An 18,461-nucleotide genomic window follows, 5' to 3' on the forward strand; every position below is an offset into this window, starting at 1 on the left:
AAATAACTATTCGTTATGAACATGGTGAATCATAAAAATACCCATGAGATTGTCTGCAATAACGGGTGTAGTTGTTTCATCAGTATGAACTTGATTGTAACCATCTGCAAAGAGTACCGAAGTTTGCCCGTCAAATACTTTAGCAATATCAGCTTTGATATGTACTTCAGGGGTGCTTGCTTCTCTAACAATAACAGTATTTGGCGCGTCTAGGCTTACTTCACGATAGTTGTCTAAACTTGTGCCTACACTACCCATATGTATATTTAAGGCCTCATCAGTTACTGTAGCATCAGAATAAACACCATCTAGACGAATAAATCTAAAACCTGTAGCCCAAGACCAAAGCATTTCTTTCTCTTGTGCTTCAGCTAATAAATTGCCTTGACCATCAGCACCTTTTTGAAATCTTTCTTGGTCGATACCTACACCAAAAGAAATTTTGGTATAATCTCCTGCAGGAACATCATTTAAAGTAATATAGATTTCTCCGGCATTATTTGCATCTGCTTCGTCAACTATAAATGCATTTTCAATTTCAGGATACATAAAAGTTGAACCGTCTGATTTTGTTAATTCGATGTTGCTAACTATGTATTTAACCGATGTTAGTTTGTATGATTCGTTAGATGATTTGTCATAAGATACGTCAAAGATGAGGTCTTGGTCACCAACACCATTATCAAATTTTACGATTAAATCTCCAGTTTGTCCTACTAATGATTCAACCATATTATCATCATTTGAACATGAGATAACAGTTGCGCATAGCAAAAGGGTTATAAAAATTTTAGTGATTTTCATTTGGATAAATATTATAGATAAGTGGTAAGAAGTCGTACGAACCTCCATTCACAGATGTGTTTGTTTAAATTTTAAAAGTATTCGGATGTTATTTGACCGGATAAGATTCCGGAAACTAGAAGAAATTATGCGACAATAGGTGGTCTATCTCTATCTGTGTGTGATAGTAAATGATAATGATCTGAATAAAAGAAATTTTCAACAGTTGTCAGAAATTCTATTGTATTGAAAGTAATATCTTGATTGGTAACAAAAAAAACAGGGGTAACACTTACTTCACTGAAAAGCATTTTTTCATCAGATTCTTTTTTTTGCGACTCCTTCTTAAGCATAGTAGCAAGATAGCATTTGCCATCACACTCTAATTTTGGCTTTTCTTTGTTGATGCAAAGTACTTCTCTTATATATTCATTATTCATGCAGTAATCAGCCCATACAGAAATAACCATGGCCGGTTGGGCATGAAAACTTACTAGTAGTAGAATGGCGATTAATCGATTCAAAAAATTACTTTTTGCGAAGTTATTATTTTTTTTGGATGATTGAGCTGCATTAGCTTTAATAAAAACTGTAGTATTTTTTTAAGTTGACTTTTAAGTAGAAGTAGCAATCAATTTGTATTGATAGAAATGAAATCAGAAGTAGTTGCCTATTTAGCAGAATGTTAATCAGAATTAGATTAATTGTGATTCGTATAAAATCGGATGAAATGCAATATTGTCGGTGAACGGCTTAAGTACCCTAATGTCAAAGCGTTGATTTGAAAAAAAGTTCTGATATTAGGTGATAAAAATCAAGCGCTTAAAGTGGTGTCTCCATAAGAGTATAAGTGTTAAAATACCAAATGATCAGTGTTTTATCTCTGAAATTACGAATTTGATAAAATCATCAATTTTAAGCATTGGTGTGCATTAAGGTTGATGCAATATTGCGACATAAGGCCTGTTATTGTAGTAATAGAATTTAACCATTAGTGTTATGAGTAAAAAGAATATAATTTTAAGTTTTGCATTTATTGGATTGTTAATTCAAGGTGCTTTCGCGAGTGATATCAAAAAAGAAGTAGAAGAGTTTGACCTTAATTCAATTCTATATATAGAAGATGAAGAAGTGATAGATTTAGGCTTTAATACAGCTGATTATCTTCCTGAAGATTTTAATCCTAATACTTATTATTTTAACCTTAATTGGGTTGAGTATGTTGATGAGTCAAAGGTTGAAAATGTTGAGGTTGAAAATAATTTACCTTCAGAATTTGATGCATATTCTAATCCAGAAGGAATAGAAGGTGTTAATTATATTGATTTAAATGATGAGATCGTAATAGGTTTCAATACAAAACAATATTTACCTAAAGGTTTCAATGCCTTCAAATAAATAAAAGAACAACTAGTAGTCAAGCCTCGACATTTTGTCGCGGCTTTTTTGTTTAAAGAACTTTTAAAAGAAAAACGGCACTACAAATTGAAACATTAATATCAGTAAACCAATTGCAATCAGATTTAGTAGAATACCTGCTCTTGCCATTTGCTTTACTTTGATGTAGCCGCTTGCAAAAACAATGGCATTTGGTGGCGTGGCCATTGGTAACATAAAAGCACAACTGCTAGCCATGGTAACTGGGATTAAAAGATACAATACCGGAATTTCAAGTCCGATTGCGATACCGGCTACAACCGGTGCCAACACAGCTACAAGTGCAACGTTGCTCATTAATTCGGTCATGAAAAGCATTAATGTAATTAACAGAATAGCCGTAAATAAGATACTGATATTACTATTTGCAATAGCATTAGATACTAAGTCAACGATACCGCTTACAGACATTCCCTTGGCAAGAGCGAGTCCGCCCCCAAAAAGTATCAAAATACCCCATGCAAGCTTTTGTGTGTCTTTCCAATTAATAATAAAGTCTCCTTTTTTTAGATTGTAAGGGACTGAGAACATAGCTATAGCTGCCATGATACTAATAATAGTATCGTTTAATTTGAGTTCTGGAAATATGCCATTTATCACAGTTCTAAAAATCCAGAGAAAAACAGTGATTCCAAAAATGATAAGCACCATTTTTTCTTTACCACTCATAGCACCTAATTTTTTCAACTCGTCATTTATTACCTCTTTTGAAGCACTAAATTTTAATTGTTTATTTGGGTACATCAGTTTTACCAAAACCAAATAGCTTATCCATATCATCACTGCAGCAAAGGGTACACCAATCACCATCCATTTTAAAAAAGAGATTTCAATGTTATATTCATTCTCTAAAAGTCCGATCATCACCGAATTTGGGGGGGTTCCAATTACTGTGGCGATACCACCTGCATTAGCCGAAAATGCAATACCTAGCATAACACATAACGCAAAATTTTGATCACTTTTGGTGAATCCGTCAGCATCATTTACCAATAAACCAATTACTGACATGGCAATGGGTAGCATAACAACCGTTGTGGCGGTATTACTAATCCACATGCTTAAAGCAGCTGTAGCAATCATAAAACCGAGTACTACCTTGTTAGGGGTTGTACCTGTTAATTTTATAATATTAAGGGCTATACGTTTATGCAGATTTACCTTTTCTAATGCAAGTGCTAAAACAAAACCACCAAAGAAGAGAAATATAATGGGACTGCCATAATTCGCACCTACTTCTCCTATATCCATAATCTTTAATATTGGAAATAGCAGCAATGGTAATAGTGCGGTAACAGAAATAGAAACGGCCTCGGTAATCCACCAAATAACCATCCATACAGCCACAGCTATTACTGCGTCACCTTTTTCAGAAATAAGGTTGAAGGGTAAATTTAAAAGAATAAGAAAAAGTATTGGGCCAATAAATAAGCCAGCTTTTTTGCTGAATTCCATAAGATTAAATATAACAAGCCCTAAGCTATGTTTTTTCTTTGGTTTTAGAAAGTCAAATAATGACGTTCATGATAATTATTGAAATTGTCAATATACAATTGAGTCAGATGGTAATGGGGGAATTTCATAACCGCCATAATCGATTTGTATTTGTCCATCTTTTAACGATTTAATTTCTTTTGAAACAACATTGGTTTTATAAAGATAGATTTGTTGTAATTTTTCAAAACTTGAAAATTGATTTAAATATTCACCATTAAAATCAGAAGCGGTAAGGTTAATTGTTTTTAAATTTTTTAAGGTAGCCAGCTGCTCTATGTTTTTTCCACTAATAGATGTATTGTCTAATTTTAATATGGTTAAATTAGATAGTAAAGCCAATTTATTAAAAATAGCATCTGTTACTTGCGTGTTGCCTAAATCTAATCTTGCGATTTGCGACTTTATGGGTAGAAGACTTTCAAAATCGGCATCTGAGAAATCAGGTTTGTTGATGCAAGAAGCACTTAAAAAGTTAGATGTTTTACTAATAATATCTATATGCACACCAGTTTTTTCAATTGCAATAATACTATCTTGTGACGCTGCTGTAATCTCAATGTCAGGATAGTCATTGTCTTCTACATTGGGGAAAAATGACAAAAACAAATCTTTCTCTAGTCCTGATTCTTTAATGGTTCCTTCAAACGGATGGCCAGCATCTATCCAAGCGCCAACTAATTTAATCTCTTCTTTTGTTGGTTGTGTTTTTCCTTCCGGGGGCATATGATTGTCGTCTTCAATAGGGAGTTTCATGCGCACAAATAAGTCGCTATTTGCAGCATTGTTTGCTTGCATAACTTCGCCACTTTCACCTCCCTTTAAAATACCTTCAGCTGTGTGTAAAAGCAATTCTCCTTTAGATTTTTTTTGATTATGACAACTAACACATTTATTGTTTATGATTGGCTGAATTACATCATCATATAGTAGAGCAGACTCCCAATTTTCATCAGTAAGATGAATCTCTTTTATTTCAAAAATTTCGAATCCTAATGCTGATTTTATAGAATTTGGTAACGGTTCAATTAAATAATCTTCACCATGTGTAATGTTACCACCTTGATGGCCTGTGAAGGATATCAACAATAAACAGATAGCTGAAAGTACAACGATAGGTATTTTGGTAAGTGTTGTAGAAAACTTTAAGCCACTCAATTTAAAATACATCAAAAAAGAAAACAAGGCGGTTGCAATACCTGACCATAAATGCCATTTAATGGTTTCAAAAGCATAGCCTTCACCTAAATATTGAAGGTACCCAGTTATGCATGCAGCAATAGCGCTAATACCTCCCCAGAAATATACAACAGGAATCAATTTGTCGTATTCGTTCTTTTTTCGATCAAGCCATTGCATCAGTAATCCGAAGACAATAAAGCCAATAGGTAAATGAACTAAGAGCGGATGCAGTCTGCCTAAAAGTTGTTTTAAAACGTCCATGAATAGTTAGTGGTTGTAGGTTGATACATTTTTCATGTTACTATTTAGGCCAGAATTTCTTTAATTACTTCGCCCTCAACATCCGTTAAGCGGAAGGGTCTTCCTTGAAATTCATAGGTAAATTGCTCGTGGTCAAAACCGAGTTGCTGTAAAATTGTGGCATGCACATCATGTACAGAAACTCTACCTTCAACACCTGAAAAACCAATATTGTCAGTCTTTCCGTGGCAAGCTCCTTTTTTGATGCCACCACCAGCCATCCACATGGTGAAAGCGTCTCCATGATGATCACGACCTTTAAATGCCATTTTTTTATTACCTCTATTTTCTTGCATTGGTGTTCTGCCAAATTCACCACCCCAAACTATTAATGTTTCATCAAGAAGTCCTCTTTGTTTTAAATCAAGAATTAGTGCAGTGATAGGTCGGTCTATTTCACGGCATTTATTTCGTAATCCGTGATTAAGTGAAACAGAAGCAGCGTTGCCATGACTATCCCATCCCCAATCAAAAAGTTGCACAAAACGCACACCATCTTCAACTAATTTTCTAGCCAATAGGCAGTTGTTGGCAAAAGATTCTTTGCCCGGTTCAACGCCATACATTTCCTTGATATTTTCCGGTTCGCTATTAATATTCATGACCTCAGGTACTGCAATTTGCATGCGATACGCCATTTCATACTGGTTGATGCGGGCTAGAATTTCTGGGTCTGCATATTTTAAGTATTCCTGCTTATTGATTTTGTTTATGGCATCAATAGTACTCTTCTTTAAATCGCGCGTTACACCATCAGGGTCTTCAATATACAATACGGGGTCACCTTTTGATCGACACTGTACACCTTGATAAACCGATGGTAAAAATCCGCTTCCCCAAACACTTTTACCAGCATCTGGTGTGTTACCTCCTGAAGTTAAAACTACAAATCCAGGTAGGTTTTGATTTTCAGAACCTAGACCATATGTGGCCCACGAGCCTATGCTAGGTCTGCCTAAACGCGCACTTCCAGTATGCATAAAGAGCTGCGCTGGTCCGTGATTAAATTGATCTGTGTGGACTGCCTTTAGAAAAGCAACATCGTCAACAACTTTTTTGAAATGGGGCATGTAACTAGAAACCCAATTGCCTGATTCACCTTCTTGTTTAAATTCAGCCTGTGATCCCAATAATTTGGGAGTACCTTTAATAAAGGCGAATTTTTTACCTTCTAATAATGACTGTGGACAATCTTGTCCATCTAACTTTTGAAGTTCAGGCTTATAATCAAACATTTCTAATTGAGACGGAGCCCCAGCCATGTGTAAGTAGATTACAGATTTTACCTTTGAACTAAACGGGGGCGCCAATGTTGCTAAAGGATTCAAGTCACGTTCAGAAAAATTAGCTAGTGTTTTTTTAGGTGGGCTACTCAATGGGTCGCAGCCAGCAAAAATTGAACTCAGTGCAAGGCCACCAAGCCCTTGAGCGCAATTTTTAATAAAATGCCGTCGAGTTTTAGCTTCAGTTTCACGAGCTAATTTTTCTTGTATGAGTTTGTCTATTAGGTCTTTCATTATGCCTTCGTTAAAAATTCATCTAAGTTCATTATGGCGTTGGCCACAATAGTCAAAGCACTCAATTCGGGTGTTGGTTTTTCATCAAAATGCAGAAAAAGTGCGGTTCCTTCAGGGTCTTCATTAAAGGTTTTTAGTGAATTCTGATAAAGTTCTTGCAGCGCATTTAAGGTTGTAGGATCAATTTCTGAAAAAGTAGCTCTTTCATACGCCTGTGAAATACTTTTTTCAACTTGATCTACTATTCGTGTGTTTTTAGCTAAGTGGTATGATGCTTCGATATACACCGGGTCGTTTAAGGTGACTAGTGCTTGTAATGGGGTGTTGGTCACTGTTCGTCTTATGGTGCAAACTTCTCTACTGCCAGCATCAAAAGTTAAAAAAGAAGGGTAGGGGCTTGTTCTTTTTAAATAAGTATAAATACCTCTTCTATAGCGATCTTCACCTTTACTTTCATTCCATTTTTCGCCATTATAAACAACTTGCCAAACACCGTCAGGTTGTGGAGGTCGAACACCGGGCCCATACATTTTTTGACTTAAAAGTTCGGATACAGCTAAAGCCTGATCGCGAATTGCTTCTGCACCCAATCGTATTCTAGGGCCACGAGCATATAATTCATTTTCAGGGTCAATTTGATAGGATTCAGGTGTGCCTTCAGATTGCTGTCTGTATGTGCCAGATAGTACAATTTCTTTGACTAATTCTTTGATGCTCCAATTGTGTTCATTCATAAAACGAAGTGAAAGCCAATCTAGAAGCGCCGGATGTGAAGGGGCGTCTGATTGCGAACCGATATCTTCAATGGTTGAAACTAAACCGCGTCCATAAATTTGATGCCACACACGATTTACAAGGGTGCGCGCTGTAAGTGGGTTTTTTTTATCCACAATCCATTTAGACAATCCCAAACGATTTTTAGGCCATTCTTGATTATATGAATTAAGTGTGGCCGGAGTGCCAGGTTCTACAGTGTCTGTTTTAGACATAAAATTACCACGGTCAAAAACCTGTGATGTACGTTTCATGTACTCAGGGTTTTCAGACATTATGGGTACAGTTTCAGTTGGTGCATTGAGAAGTGTGATGAAATCTGAGTTGATTTTAAACCACCCGGGTTGGTTAGAACCTGGTATACCATCAATAAAACCTACCCAATATAAGTTGAGAATGTTTTCTTCTTTTGCTGCAGCATTGTTTTGAGTTTCAATGTATAGCTTAGTCTTTTTGTTTATTTTTCTTATAGGAAATTGAGATGTAGTATTCTCTTTAGCCTTATTAATGATAAATTCAGCAAGAACATCCCCTTCCGCATTGTTTTCTTTAATTACCATTTTGGTGCCGTTAAAATGTGAACGATAATTTAAATACACATAATTGGCATTATTGGTAAATGCATCTTCTATGATTAAGTTTCCGTTATCCCAAAAAACGACGGATGCATGATCGTCATAAACACTATTCTTAAATTCTTTGAAAAAATGTGCTTTGTAAACGGGTTCTGTATATTGCATAAAGTTTTTGTAGGCTAAAAGCGTTTCTTCGTTTCCATGTTTTTTAACCCAATTAAGAATTTGATCAACTTTCTTTTGTTGCTCTGCCGTGTAAAATTTGAGTACAGGAGATTCGCTGGGGGTATCTTCATCTCTAGAGTTATTAAAAAATGCCATCAAATTATAATATTCCTTGTGTAGAAAAGGATCATACGGATGACTGTGACATTGAACACACTCCATTGTTGTACTTTGCCAAACCGAAAAAGTAGTATTTATGCGATCCATTACAGTAGCAACACGATATTCTTCATCGTCAGTACCACCTTCATCATTATTCATTGTATTTCTATGGAAGGCAGTGGCAATTAACTGATCCATTGAGGGTTCAGGTAAAAGGTCGCCTGCCAATTGTTCTATTGTAAATTGGTCATACGGCATATCATTATTTAATGCTTTGATTACCCAGTCTCTATATTGCCATATAGAACGTCCCATATCTTTTTCATAGCCCTTAGAGTCGGCATAGCGCGCTAAATCTAGCCACCATGTTGCCCATTTTTCACCATAATTTTTTTGGTTTAAAAGTGAGTCTACATAGACCTCATAGGTTAGTTCTTCTTTTTCAAATTGTTGTAATAAATCTAGGCTTGGTGGTAATCCAGTAATATCCAATGCTACTCTTCTAGCTATATTATTTTTTTCGGCTGGTGGGTTAGGTGTAATTTGTTCGCTTTCTAAACGAGCAGCAATAAAATAATCAATATCATTTTGAAAAAAATCAGTAGTGGTATTTGGGGTAAAACCAGCTTCAGAAGGTAATGCTGGCACCGCCACTTTTTCAGGTAATGAATAAGCCCAATGTTCACCCCATTTTGCACCTTGGTCTACCCATCTTGTAAGTAAATCAATTTCTTCGTCAGTAAGTTTAGGCTTTTCATAAGGCATACGAAGCTCTGGGTCTTCTTCATGCAAACGCTTAATAAATTCACTGCCCGAAGCATCTCCACGAATAATAGCAGGTTTACCCGACTTGGTGTCAGCGAAAGCTTCAGATTCAAAGAGCAAACTAAACCCGGCATTTTTCTTTACCCCACCGTGGCAGGTAATACATTTATTGTTGAGTATAGGTTTTATCTGCGTGCTAAAATCAACTGGGTCAGATGTTTGGCACGATTGTATTATAATAAGTCCAAATACTGAGAAAAGTATTTGAATATATCGTTCGAAAATTTTGTGTTTCATGTATAAGTAAAGCTTGTGATGCTAGTGTTCATAAATATAGGCAATTTTCAGTTTTGCCCAATAGTACATAGGTAGTGTCTAAATTGTGTGATGTTCAGACGGCAATGCGATTTACAAGCTTTACACTAAGTTGTATTTTATCAATTCAATTCAAATCTAAAACTATGACCTCGTTAACTTTAGTTTCAATATGTATGATGTTTTCTTTTTCGATTTCAAATTGAGAAGTGCTTTTAAAATTTGAATTATTAAAAGGGTTTTTAAGTTTCAAAGGACCTCCTTTTTCAGAAATGATTGTTATTTTTTTTGTTTTTCCTTTTTCTAAGGTGGCAGAAATTAGAAAAGCACCTTCAGTTCTTAGTTTATCAAATGAAATCTTTTTCCATTCTTCTGGTATTGCAGGAAATATATGTACAATACCTGTATGACTCTGTAGTAACATTTCTTGTACGGCAGCAGCAAAAGCAAAATTTCCTTCTAAGGTAAATGGTCTGTATTTAAAGTTAGAGTAACCTTTATCTGATTGATCACCATTTACATGAAAACTATTTGGCAGGCAAAAGCTTGTAGCAAATATCTTTAAAGCTTCTGCAGCACCCTTACCATCAAACGCTCGCGCTTTTAAATTTGCCAGCCAGCTAAATGAATAACCCACATACTGTGATGATCCCATTTCATCTAATGTTGAAATAGTATTTTCTATAATTTTTTTATTTTTTTCACCTTTTGAGAAATCAATAATGCCCAATGGATGATACCCAACTTGGTGTGAAAAATGTCGATGTGATTCGTCAAAAGGAGCATTGGGTGCAAATAGAAGGCCGGTTTCATCGAAAACCAGTTCAGGCCAACTTGAAAGTGTTTTTTCCCATTTATCGGCTTCATCATTTTTTCCTAATTCCAACGCGAGTTCAGTGGCCTTTTCGTAAGTCCATCGGATTAAAGCTAAATCAAAATTAGTAGTTTTTTTAAACCAAGCTTCTCTACTATTGTTGTGTATTTCTGGGCTTGAGCTAATGGGTAATTTAAACTGTCCGTTTTCGTCTTTTTCAGCGATGGAGTCTAAATAAGTTGCTACATCTTTTATCCATGGATATGCTTTTTGCGCTAAAAAATCTTTATCCATTGAATATCTCCAATGCAGGTAAAAATGATGTCCTAGCCAAGAAGATACGGTTGGGCCGAATGAATATTGAATCCATCCACCCATGGGTTCGCCTGTAAGAGTTGTAACACCAGGAACATTTAAGCCTTCTGTTCCGAAATATGATGAAGTATATTTTTTAAAGGTATCTCTATATTTCCACAACCAATTCGTAAAGCCTATTTCTTCATCTAGATGATTACCTGAATAGGCAGGCCAATAACTGAGCTGTGTGTTAAGATCATGATGAAAATCTCCTTTCCATGGAGGTAATTTTCCGTTGTCAGCTGTCCAAACCCCTTGAAGAGAAATTGGAGGAGTGGTTGCTCGGGCTACTGAGCCAAATTTGTATTGCTCTAAATACCATTGTTTTTCTAGTATTGTATCGGGGATTTGAATTGATGATTTTGACCAAAAATTTTTCCACCAATCTAAATGAGCTTCAATCGCACCGTTAAATTGTTTCTGTAATTGGGTTGTAACTAAAGTTGTGGCATTTTCAGCTTTAGGCCAATCAGGAAATTCTGAACTAATACTCCACGCGCCTTCAATTTTATTTTTGTTAATTACTTGTGCAGTATGCACTTGATATTTAAAACCACCCCAACCTTCTTGGTTGTAGGTAATTGTATTGTCTTTTCTTGAGATTTTTCCAGAAGGGTAATTCAGTCTTCTTAAATCTTGCCCAGATACCGGATTATTATCTGCGTTTTCACCATTTACGGTATAAGCCGGAGGTGATAATTGATATTCAAGTTGTTCTTCAATGTTTTCGAAACGATACCAGCCAGTAGGTTCGGTGGCATGTACAAAGGTCAATAACCGAACACCGTTTTTCCATTTAATTTCACAAATAGCCTCGTTAATATATAAGTGCACTGATTCTATTTCACCTAGTTTTGAAATATCGAATTCTAAGGCTGCACCAGGAATTTTAGAAGGAGCTGGACTTTTATCATAGGGTACGTCAAAACGGTCTTGAACTTCTTTATACGTATTGTTTTTCCATTGATCATAGACCCAATCGTATTTCCATTCTGGTGTTTGAAGGTTTTTCATCGGGCGTAAATCCCAAAGGTCTGCTCTATCTAATGAAAATCGAAGTTTGCCATCTTTTTTCCAAATTAAGGCGCCAATCATTCCATTGCCTAGGGGTATGCCTTCATCCCAAGTGCTGGCTAGGTTGTCAAAATGTAGGTCGTGTGGTGACTTTTTAAGATTACGAGTGGTTTGTCCTTGCAGAATTATTGCAAAGAAAAACATCGTCAAAAATAGGCATTGTTTTTTCTTGAAGTTCATACTCTAAACTAAAGAGAACTTCGTTAAACTACAAGTCAGGAATAAAATAGTTTACAGTTCTTATGAAACTATCTCCACAAAAAGCCCTTCGTCAGTTTTACTGACCTTGGCTACATTATTTTTTGTCAATTCTTTAATGGTTTTATCCCATTTTTTATTGGATAAACCAGACTGCAATTTTAGGTCGTCTAATAGAATTTTTGGCGATTTTTTAAGCGATTCTAAAACCACTTTAGCCTCATCACTTAATTCTACTTGTTTTTTCTCAGGCCGCATTTGCGGGAAGAAAAGAACTTCTTGAATAGATGAATTGTTAGTCATTAACATGACTAGGCGGTCAATACCAATTCCGATACCAGATGTTGGCGGCATTCCATATTCTAAAGCACGAAGAAAATCTTGATCAATAAACATGGCCTCATCATCACCTTTTTCAGAAAGCTTTAATTGGTCTTCAAAACGCGCACGTTGATCAATAGGGTCGTTCAACTCTGAGTAGCAATTTGCTAATTCTTTACCATTAACCATCAATTCAAAACGCTCAGTAAGCGCAGGGTTATCACGATGTTCTTTAGTTAACGGACTCATTTCCTTTGGGTAATCCGTTATAAAAGTTGGCTGTACATAATGGTGTTCACATTTTTCACCAAAAATTTCATCAATAAGTTTACCAACACCCATTGTCTCATCAACATCAAGACCTAATTTACGAGCAGCAGCACGCAGTTCAACTTCATCCATGCCGGCAACATCAACACCCGTATGAATTTTTATGGCTTCTAAAATAGGAACTCTTGCATAGGGTGCTTTAAATTCTATTTCATTTTTACCAACTGTGATTTTTGATTTTCCGTTTGAATCAATTGCAATTTTTTCAAGCAATTGTTCTGTTGTATCCATCATCCAATGGTAATCCTTGTAAGCAACATACAACTCCATTACCGTGAATTCTGGGTTGTGTGTACGATCCATTCCTTCATTTCTGAAGTCTTTAGAGAATTCATAAACACCATCAAAACCACCTACGATGAGTCTTTTTAAATATAGCTCATTCGCAATTCGTAAATACAATGGAATGTTTAGTGCATTGTGATGTGTTAAAAAAGGACGAGCCGCAGCACCACCAGGAATCGGTTGAAGAATAGGTGTCTCAACTTCTAGATATCCTTTTTCATTATAAAACTGGCGAATACTATTGGTGATTTTTGTGCGCTTTACAAAAGTTTCTTTTACATGCGGATTTACAACTAAATCAACATACCGTTGACGGTAACGCATTTCAGGGTCATTAAACTTGTCAAAAACTTTACCATCAGCATCCTTTTTAGGTAACGGAAGCGGACGTAATGTTTTACATAAAATAGTGAAGTTTTTAACCATAACGGTTTTTTCCCCTACCTGGGTGGTGAATAGTTCACCCTCAATACCGATGATATCACCTATATCAAGTAACTTTTTATAAACGTCGTTGTATAAGGTTTTGTCATCACCTGCGCAGATCTCATCTCTGTTAAAATAAACTTGAATACGACCAGAACTGTCTTGCAACTCAGCAAAAGAAGCCTTACCCTGAATTCTTCGAGACATCAATCTTCCGGAAATAACAACTTTCTTTCCTTCCGTGTAATTTTCTTTAATCTGTGTTGCAGTCGCATCCACAGGATATAAAGCCGCAGGATATGGGTCAATACCCATTTCGCGTAATTTGGATAATTTCTCTCTTCTGATTATTTCTTGTTCCGAAAGTTGCATATGCCTTGAATTAAGGCTGCAAATATAGGTAGTCTAGGTCAATCTTTCAATCCATTCGAAATAATCGGAGCTATTCTTTCGGCAAATAATCTATAGGCTTCTGCTGAAGGATGTAAACCATCTTTTGCTACCAATTCTGGTTTGTCAAGACCTTCACGCGTAATGTCTGTAATTTCAACAAAACTAACTTGAGAATCTTTAGCTTTAGATTGCGCAAAACTATTATAGTTATCTATCTCTGAAGTTATTTTTTGTCGATTACGATTTTCGCCAAACGGGGTAAAACCCCAATCAGGAATAGAAACTACAGCAACACGTTTTGAGTTATTGCCTGCAAGTGCGATTGCTTTAGCTAATAATTCAGGAAACTCCTTTTCATACTGCGCAAATGATGCATCTTGGTATTGGTTGTTTACTCCAATTAATAGGGTTACAAAGCTATATGAATTTTCTAAGTCGGCTGTTTCTAAGGCTTCTAATAAATTGTCGGTACGCCAACCAGTTCGGGCAATTATGGTAGTTTTAATGCTAGAATTTAGGGTACTTTCTAAGGTTTTTTCAAGTTGTTTCGGAAAATTCTTGTTATTCGATACACTTTCTCCAATCGTATAACTATCGCCCAAAGCCAAATACGATAATTTTGCTGCTGAATTTTGTTCCTGTTTAACAGTAGTTATGGGTGCTACTTCTTCCTGAACATTACAAGCGAATAAAAGCAGTAATATTGTTATAATATTGATGTTGTTTAAGGTCATTTTAACTCGATTCATGCATTATCTACGTAAATTAATGCAATAGGTTTTAATTCAAGTATAAAATACATTAAAGTTAATTACAACTGGTTTTTGTAACAAAATAAAGGTGCTAACGACCAATAAGTACATCATCAATCAAAATCCTACTATTATGAGTTTTTTTAGAGTACTATTAGCAATAATTTTTCCACCGTTATCTGTAATTGGTAAAGGATGTGGTTCATTTTTAATTGTTTTGCTGTTGACTTTCTGCGGATGGATTCCTGGAGTCATTGCTGCCCTTATCATATTAAATAATCCGAATTGATCACTGTATCTTTGTTTTAATGAATAAGAAGGTTCAATTACAAGATTTAGGTTTGAAAGATTACCAAGAAATTTGGGATTTTCAAGAAGCCCTTTTTCAGAAAACTGTAGACCTTAAGATTAAAAATCGTCACGAGAATACAAAGCATAAAACTCCCAATCATTTTTTATTTGTTGAACACCCACATGTGTATACATTGGGTAAAAGTGGCGATATAAATAATCTTTTAGTTGATGAGGTTGAATTGGCAAAGAAAAATGCGAAGTTCTATAAGATCAATAGAGGTGGAGATATTACCTATCATGGTCCTGGACAAATTGTTGGCTATCCTATTTTAGATTTAGATAATTTTTTTACTGATATTCATAAGTACCTGCGGTTATTAGAAGAAATGGTGATTCTTACGTTGGCAGAATATGGGTTTAAAGCAGAGCGATCAGAAGGAGAAACCGGTGTTTGGCTTGATGTTGGTACTCCGTTTGCACGTAAAATTTGTGCGATGGGTGTTCGGGCTTCGCGTTGGGTAACCATGCATGGGTTTGCTTTAAATGTGAATACGAATTTGGGCTATTTTGATTTAATGATACCCTGTGGCATAAAGGACAAAGCAGTTACTTCTTTAAATGTAGAATTAGGAAAAAAAGAAGTAGATGTTGAAGAGGTAAAGCAAAAGCTTTTAAAACATTTTGGGACGCTTTTTGAGGCTGAAATAGTAAAATAGAAAACCTCGGTATAGACCGAGGTTTTTTTGAATTATAATTTGTTTAATTATTAAGTTCATAGTAATCAAGAACAGCATGGTAGTCATCAACATCTACACCTGCATTAGCTAATTCATTTAGCACTGTTTGTTTAGACGAAGACTGTTTGCCAGCAATTGTATTGCTAGATTCTATGATTATTAATTTTACAGCTAAAATATCACCTGCAACAATAGAATAACTTGTTCCATCCCAATTATGGAAATTAATATAAAAATTACCTACTTCTTCATAAGCTCTTGTGATATAGTCACCCGTAGGTCCACCACCAGGCGTTTGATAAGTAAAGTTATTACTTGCGGCTATATATGATAAAATAACATCATTGTCAAGCACAGTTTGCGTGATGGCAGGAACGGAAAGACTGATTATTGTGCCAGCTACATCTGATGTGTCAAACACGTAAGTTTCTACATTGGCATTGCCATCGGCCCCATCAACACCATCAGTTCCGTCTACACCATCAATTCCATCAGCGCCATCAACTCCGTCTATACCATCGGTGCCATCAGCTCCGTTTGTTCCTGCTACTCCTGCAGGTCCAATATCTCCTTCTTTAGAGCATGAAGTAATTGCTATGGATAAAACCATAATTAGACTCATCATAAATTTCATTTTTGTTTTCATCTTATTTTATTTTTAAAGATTATAGCGCTTTAATGAGCATAAAATTTATAGGTTAACATTTAGGCATAAAAAACCTCGGCACTAAACCGAGGTTATTAAAATTTAAATGTTTTATTATTCGCTTTGTGCATCCACAACCCCTTTATTTAACATTTTTGAAACCTTAATTTTTAGTTCTTCTTTTTTTGTAGGGTCTAAGCTAGTGTCGTAGACATCATACATTTCTCTAATTTGTTCTTTTAGTTCTTCTGATACATCCATATTCTCTACCATTTCAAGATAATTATCGGCACCTCCAGTTGGGTTTTCATCATCACTCATGCCTGCAAGGGTAAAAACCTGTCCATACATTTTGATTTGTTCATCTAATAAATTCATTTGTTTTAAGGTGTCTGGTGTAGAAATATCCTTCGTTGATTGCGCATTACAGGCTGAGAAAGCCGCTAAAAAGCAAACTAGTAATACTGTTATTGTGGTTTTCATATTTAAATAATTTAGTCTTCGATTAGTATTTAGGTAGTCAATACAATTAGCAATAGTAATAGTATTGCTCCTAGGGCAGCAAAAAGTAAATGTTTTAGCACTTCTAGTTTTTCATAATTTTCCATTGTAGTATATTTTAATTCGCTTTTTTATGTAGATATATACTATAGGGTTAACATGGATTATGATTATTTAGAATTAAAATTGAAATTTTTATTGTAGTAAAAACACTACAAGTATCAGTATTCGTTGCAATTATCACATATTATGAAGATTATCGCCAACAAAAAATATTAAATTAGCTTCATCCATTGTTAACCTTCTCAATTGAAACACATTAAATGGAAAATGAAACGGCAGTAGTAACATTAGAAGACTTAAGAAAAGGTTCTGATTCTGTACTTAAAAAAGTATATGAAGAGAATAGAGAGAAGTTTTTAAATTTTGCTAAACGATACAATCTTACAGAAGAAGAGAATATAGATGTGTATCAAGATGCTTACGTCATTTTTTATGATAATGTAATGAGTGGAAAAGTAGAAAGTTTTACAAGTAGTATTTCTACCTATCTGTTCGGAATCGGTAAATATTTGATTTTTGATCAAATGAGAAAGAACAAGAAAACAGTAGGTAATAATTTTGACCTTTCAAGGGTAGGTGAGTCTGATGAACTGGTAAGTACTTTTGAAATAGAAAAGCCAGGTCTTACCACCGAGCAGCAACTTTTGCGGAAATATTTCGAAACGCTTGGAAAGAAATGTCAAGAATTGTTAACCCTGTTTTATTATCGCGGATTAACCATACAAGAAATTATGGAGACCGGCGGATACAATAGCGAAAATGTGGTAAAAAGCCAGAAATCGCGTTGCATGAAAACCTTAAAAGAACGAATTACAGAAAATAGGTAAGTGATGGATAAAGATCAGTTATTATTAAATTATTTTTCAAAGGACCTGACACCGGAGCAGGAACAGCTATTCAATGAATTATTAGCTACTGATGCTGAATTCAAAGCGCAATTTAATTTTGAAAAGAATCTTCAGGTTGTAATTCGCGACAAGGAAGCTTCTGCGCTAAAATCAAAATTAGTCGGTTTTGAAAAAGATATTACAGAAGATGTCCCAGTTCGAACCTTAAGACCTAATTACCAAAAATGGGCTATGGCTGCATCAATCGCATTATTGATTGCAATGGGTTGGTTAGGATATAATAATTTCTCTGGACCCAATTACGGAAAACTTTACGAATCTAATTTTAGTGAATACCCTAATACCGTGTATGCAATTACACGTGGCGAATCAGTTGAATCTATTGAAAGGAATGCGTTTTCTGCGTATGAATCTGGCGATTATAAAACAGCAATTGAGAATTTTAATAAAATACCAGAAACTGATAGAAAAGATTATTATGACTTTTATTTGGGCTTGTCACATATGAATCTTGAACAACAAGTAGAAAGTAAAACATTTCTCAATAGTGTTATTTCTTCAGATACTGAATTTACACCTGAAGCGCATTGGTACCTAGCATTGATTTCAATAAAGGAAAAGGATAAAGAGAATGCCAAACAGCATTTAAAAATTCTTACTTCTGAATATGATTATCAAAAAGAAAAGGCATTGGTATTACTTCAAGAACTGGAATAGGTTTTAAATTGAAACTAGTTTTAAAATTCATTTTTCAATTAATTGTATTTAACATATTTGTATTCTTAAGAAAAGCCTTTTTATTGGATAATAATAAATTGGAGTTATTTCTTACAGCCAACTGCGAAACGGGCTAAATGGCTTTAAAAGAAGGCCGTAGCAAGGTGTATTTAAAATTAAATTCATATATTTCACTGCACTACTTGTTAACCCCACAAAGATTCTCCCATTAAGTA

At 35.2% G+C, this 18,461-nt stretch carries 16 protein-coding genes; 5 read left to right on the top strand and 11 right to left on the bottom strand.

Annotated features, from left to right (window positions below; genetic code table 11):
• Positions 1–6 precede the first annotated feature (6 nt).
• Both JQC67_RS05990 and JQC67_RS05995 read right to left on the bottom strand, forming a co-directional pair.
• Positions 7–804, bottom strand: a complete 798-nt coding sequence (locus JQC67_RS05990) for an MbnP family protein (protein WP_203251936.1) — start codon at positions 802–804, stop codon at positions 7–9.
• A 125-nt stretch (positions 805–929) separates the two neighbouring features.
• The gene (locus tag JQC67_RS05995; RefSeq protein WP_203251937.1) at positions 930–1,307 is read right to left on the bottom strand and encodes a hypothetical protein; all 378 of its coding nucleotides are present in this window, start codon (positions 1,305–1,307) and stop codon (positions 930–932) included.
• A 475-nt stretch (positions 1,308–1,782) separates the two neighbouring features.
• On the opposite strand from JQC67_RS05995, the gene JQC67_RS06000 reads away from it, so the two are divergent.
• Positions 1,783–2,181: a hypothetical protein gene (locus tag JQC67_RS06000; RefSeq protein ID WP_203251938.1), complete on the top strand. Its 399-nt coding sequence runs from the start codon at positions 1,783–1,785 to the stop codon at positions 2,179–2,181.
• 63 nt (positions 2,182–2,244) lie between these two features.
• On the opposite strand, the gene JQC67_RS06005 is transcribed toward JQC67_RS06000, so the two are convergent.
• From JQC67_RS06005 to JQC67_RS06035, 7 genes are all read right to left on the bottom strand, one after another.
• On the bottom strand, positions 2,245–3,675 hold the full coding sequence (locus JQC67_RS06005; protein WP_203251939.1) for an SLC13 family permease: 1,431 nt from the start codon (positions 3,673–3,675) through the stop codon (positions 2,245–2,247).
• 87 nt (positions 3,676–3,762) lie between these two features.
• Positions 3,763–5,157, bottom strand: coding sequence for a c-type cytochrome domain-containing protein (locus JQC67_RS06010; RefSeq protein ID WP_203251940.1), 1,395 nt, complete (start codon positions 5,155–5,157; stop codon positions 3,763–3,765).
• A 44-nt stretch (positions 5,158–5,201) separates the two neighbouring features.
• Entirely contained in the window at positions 5,202–6,713 is a 1,512-nt protein-coding gene (locus tag JQC67_RS06015; RefSeq protein WP_203251941.1) for a DUF1501 domain-containing protein, read from the bottom strand.
• Positions 6,713–9,451, bottom strand: a complete 2,739-nt coding sequence (locus JQC67_RS06020) for a PSD1 and planctomycete cytochrome C domain-containing protein (RefSeq protein WP_203251942.1) — start codon at positions 9,449–9,451, stop codon at positions 6,713–6,715. Before JQC67_RS06020 ends, JQC67_RS06015 begins: the two co-directional genes overlap by 1 nt.
• Positions 9,452–9,596: 145 nt before the next feature.
• On the bottom strand, positions 9,597–11,894 hold the full coding sequence (locus JQC67_RS06025) for a glycosyl hydrolase family 95 catalytic domain-containing protein (RefSeq protein ID WP_203251943.1): 2,298 nt from the start codon (positions 11,892–11,894) through the stop codon (positions 9,597–9,599).
• A 60-nt stretch (positions 11,895–11,954) separates the two neighbouring features.
• Entirely contained in the window at positions 11,955–13,646 is a 1,692-nt protein-coding gene (gene lysS / locus JQC67_RS06030) for a lysine--tRNA ligase (protein ID WP_203251944.1), read from the bottom strand.
• A gap of 38 nt (positions 13,647–13,684) precedes the next feature.
• Positions 13,685–14,416 (bottom strand): SGNH/GDSL hydrolase family protein, encoded by a 732-nt coding sequence (locus JQC67_RS06035; RefSeq protein WP_238934498.1) that lies wholly within the window; start codon positions 14,414–14,416, stop codon positions 13,685–13,687.
• Between the two features lie 136 nt (positions 14,417–14,552).
• On the opposite strand from JQC67_RS06035, the gene JQC67_RS06040 reads away from it, so the two are divergent.
• Together JQC67_RS06040 and lipB are read left to right on the top strand one after the other, a co-directional pair.
• Positions 14,553–14,708, top strand: a complete 156-nt coding sequence (locus JQC67_RS06040; protein ID WP_153755708.1) for a YqaE/Pmp3 family membrane protein — start codon at positions 14,553–14,555, stop codon at positions 14,706–14,708.
• A gap of 19 nt (positions 14,709–14,727) precedes the next feature.
• Complete coding sequence (gene lipB / locus JQC67_RS06045) at positions 14,728–15,429, top strand: lipoyl(octanoyl) transferase LipB (protein ID WP_203251945.1); 702 nt, start codon at positions 14,728–14,730, stop codon at positions 15,427–15,429.
• A 43-nt stretch (positions 15,430–15,472) separates the two neighbouring features.
• Here lipB and JQC67_RS06050 read toward each other — a convergent pair whose 3' ends face one another.
• The gene (locus JQC67_RS06050) at positions 15,473–16,096 is read right to left on the bottom strand and encodes a collagen-like protein (protein ID WP_203251946.1); all 624 of its coding nucleotides are present in this window, start codon (positions 16,094–16,096) and stop codon (positions 15,473–15,475) included.
• 114 nt (positions 16,097–16,210) lie between these two features.
• Positions 16,211–16,579, bottom strand: coding sequence for a hypothetical protein (locus tag JQC67_RS06055; RefSeq protein WP_203251947.1), 369 nt, complete (start codon positions 16,577–16,579; stop codon positions 16,211–16,213).
• Positions 16,580–16,920: 341 nt separating this feature from the next.
• Between JQC67_RS06055 and JQC67_RS06060 the strand changes: the two genes are divergently transcribed.
• Both JQC67_RS06060 and JQC67_RS06065 read left to right on the top strand, forming a co-directional pair.
• A complete protein-coding gene (locus tag JQC67_RS06060) occupies positions 16,921–17,487 on the top strand; it encodes an RNA polymerase sigma factor (protein ID WP_203251948.1) in 567 nt (188 codons plus the stop codon).
• Between the two features lie 3 nt (positions 17,488–17,490).
• Entirely contained in the window at positions 17,491–18,225 is a 735-nt protein-coding gene (locus tag JQC67_RS06065) for a tetratricopeptide repeat protein (RefSeq protein WP_203251949.1), read from the top strand.
• The last annotated feature ends 236 nt before the right edge of the window (positions 18,226–18,461 follow it).

The organism is Aurantibacter crassamenti, assembly GCF_016811105.1.
GTDB classification, from domain to species: Bacteria; Bacteroidota; Bacteroidia; order Flavobacteriales; family Flavobacteriaceae; genus Aurantibacter_A; species Aurantibacter_A crassamenti.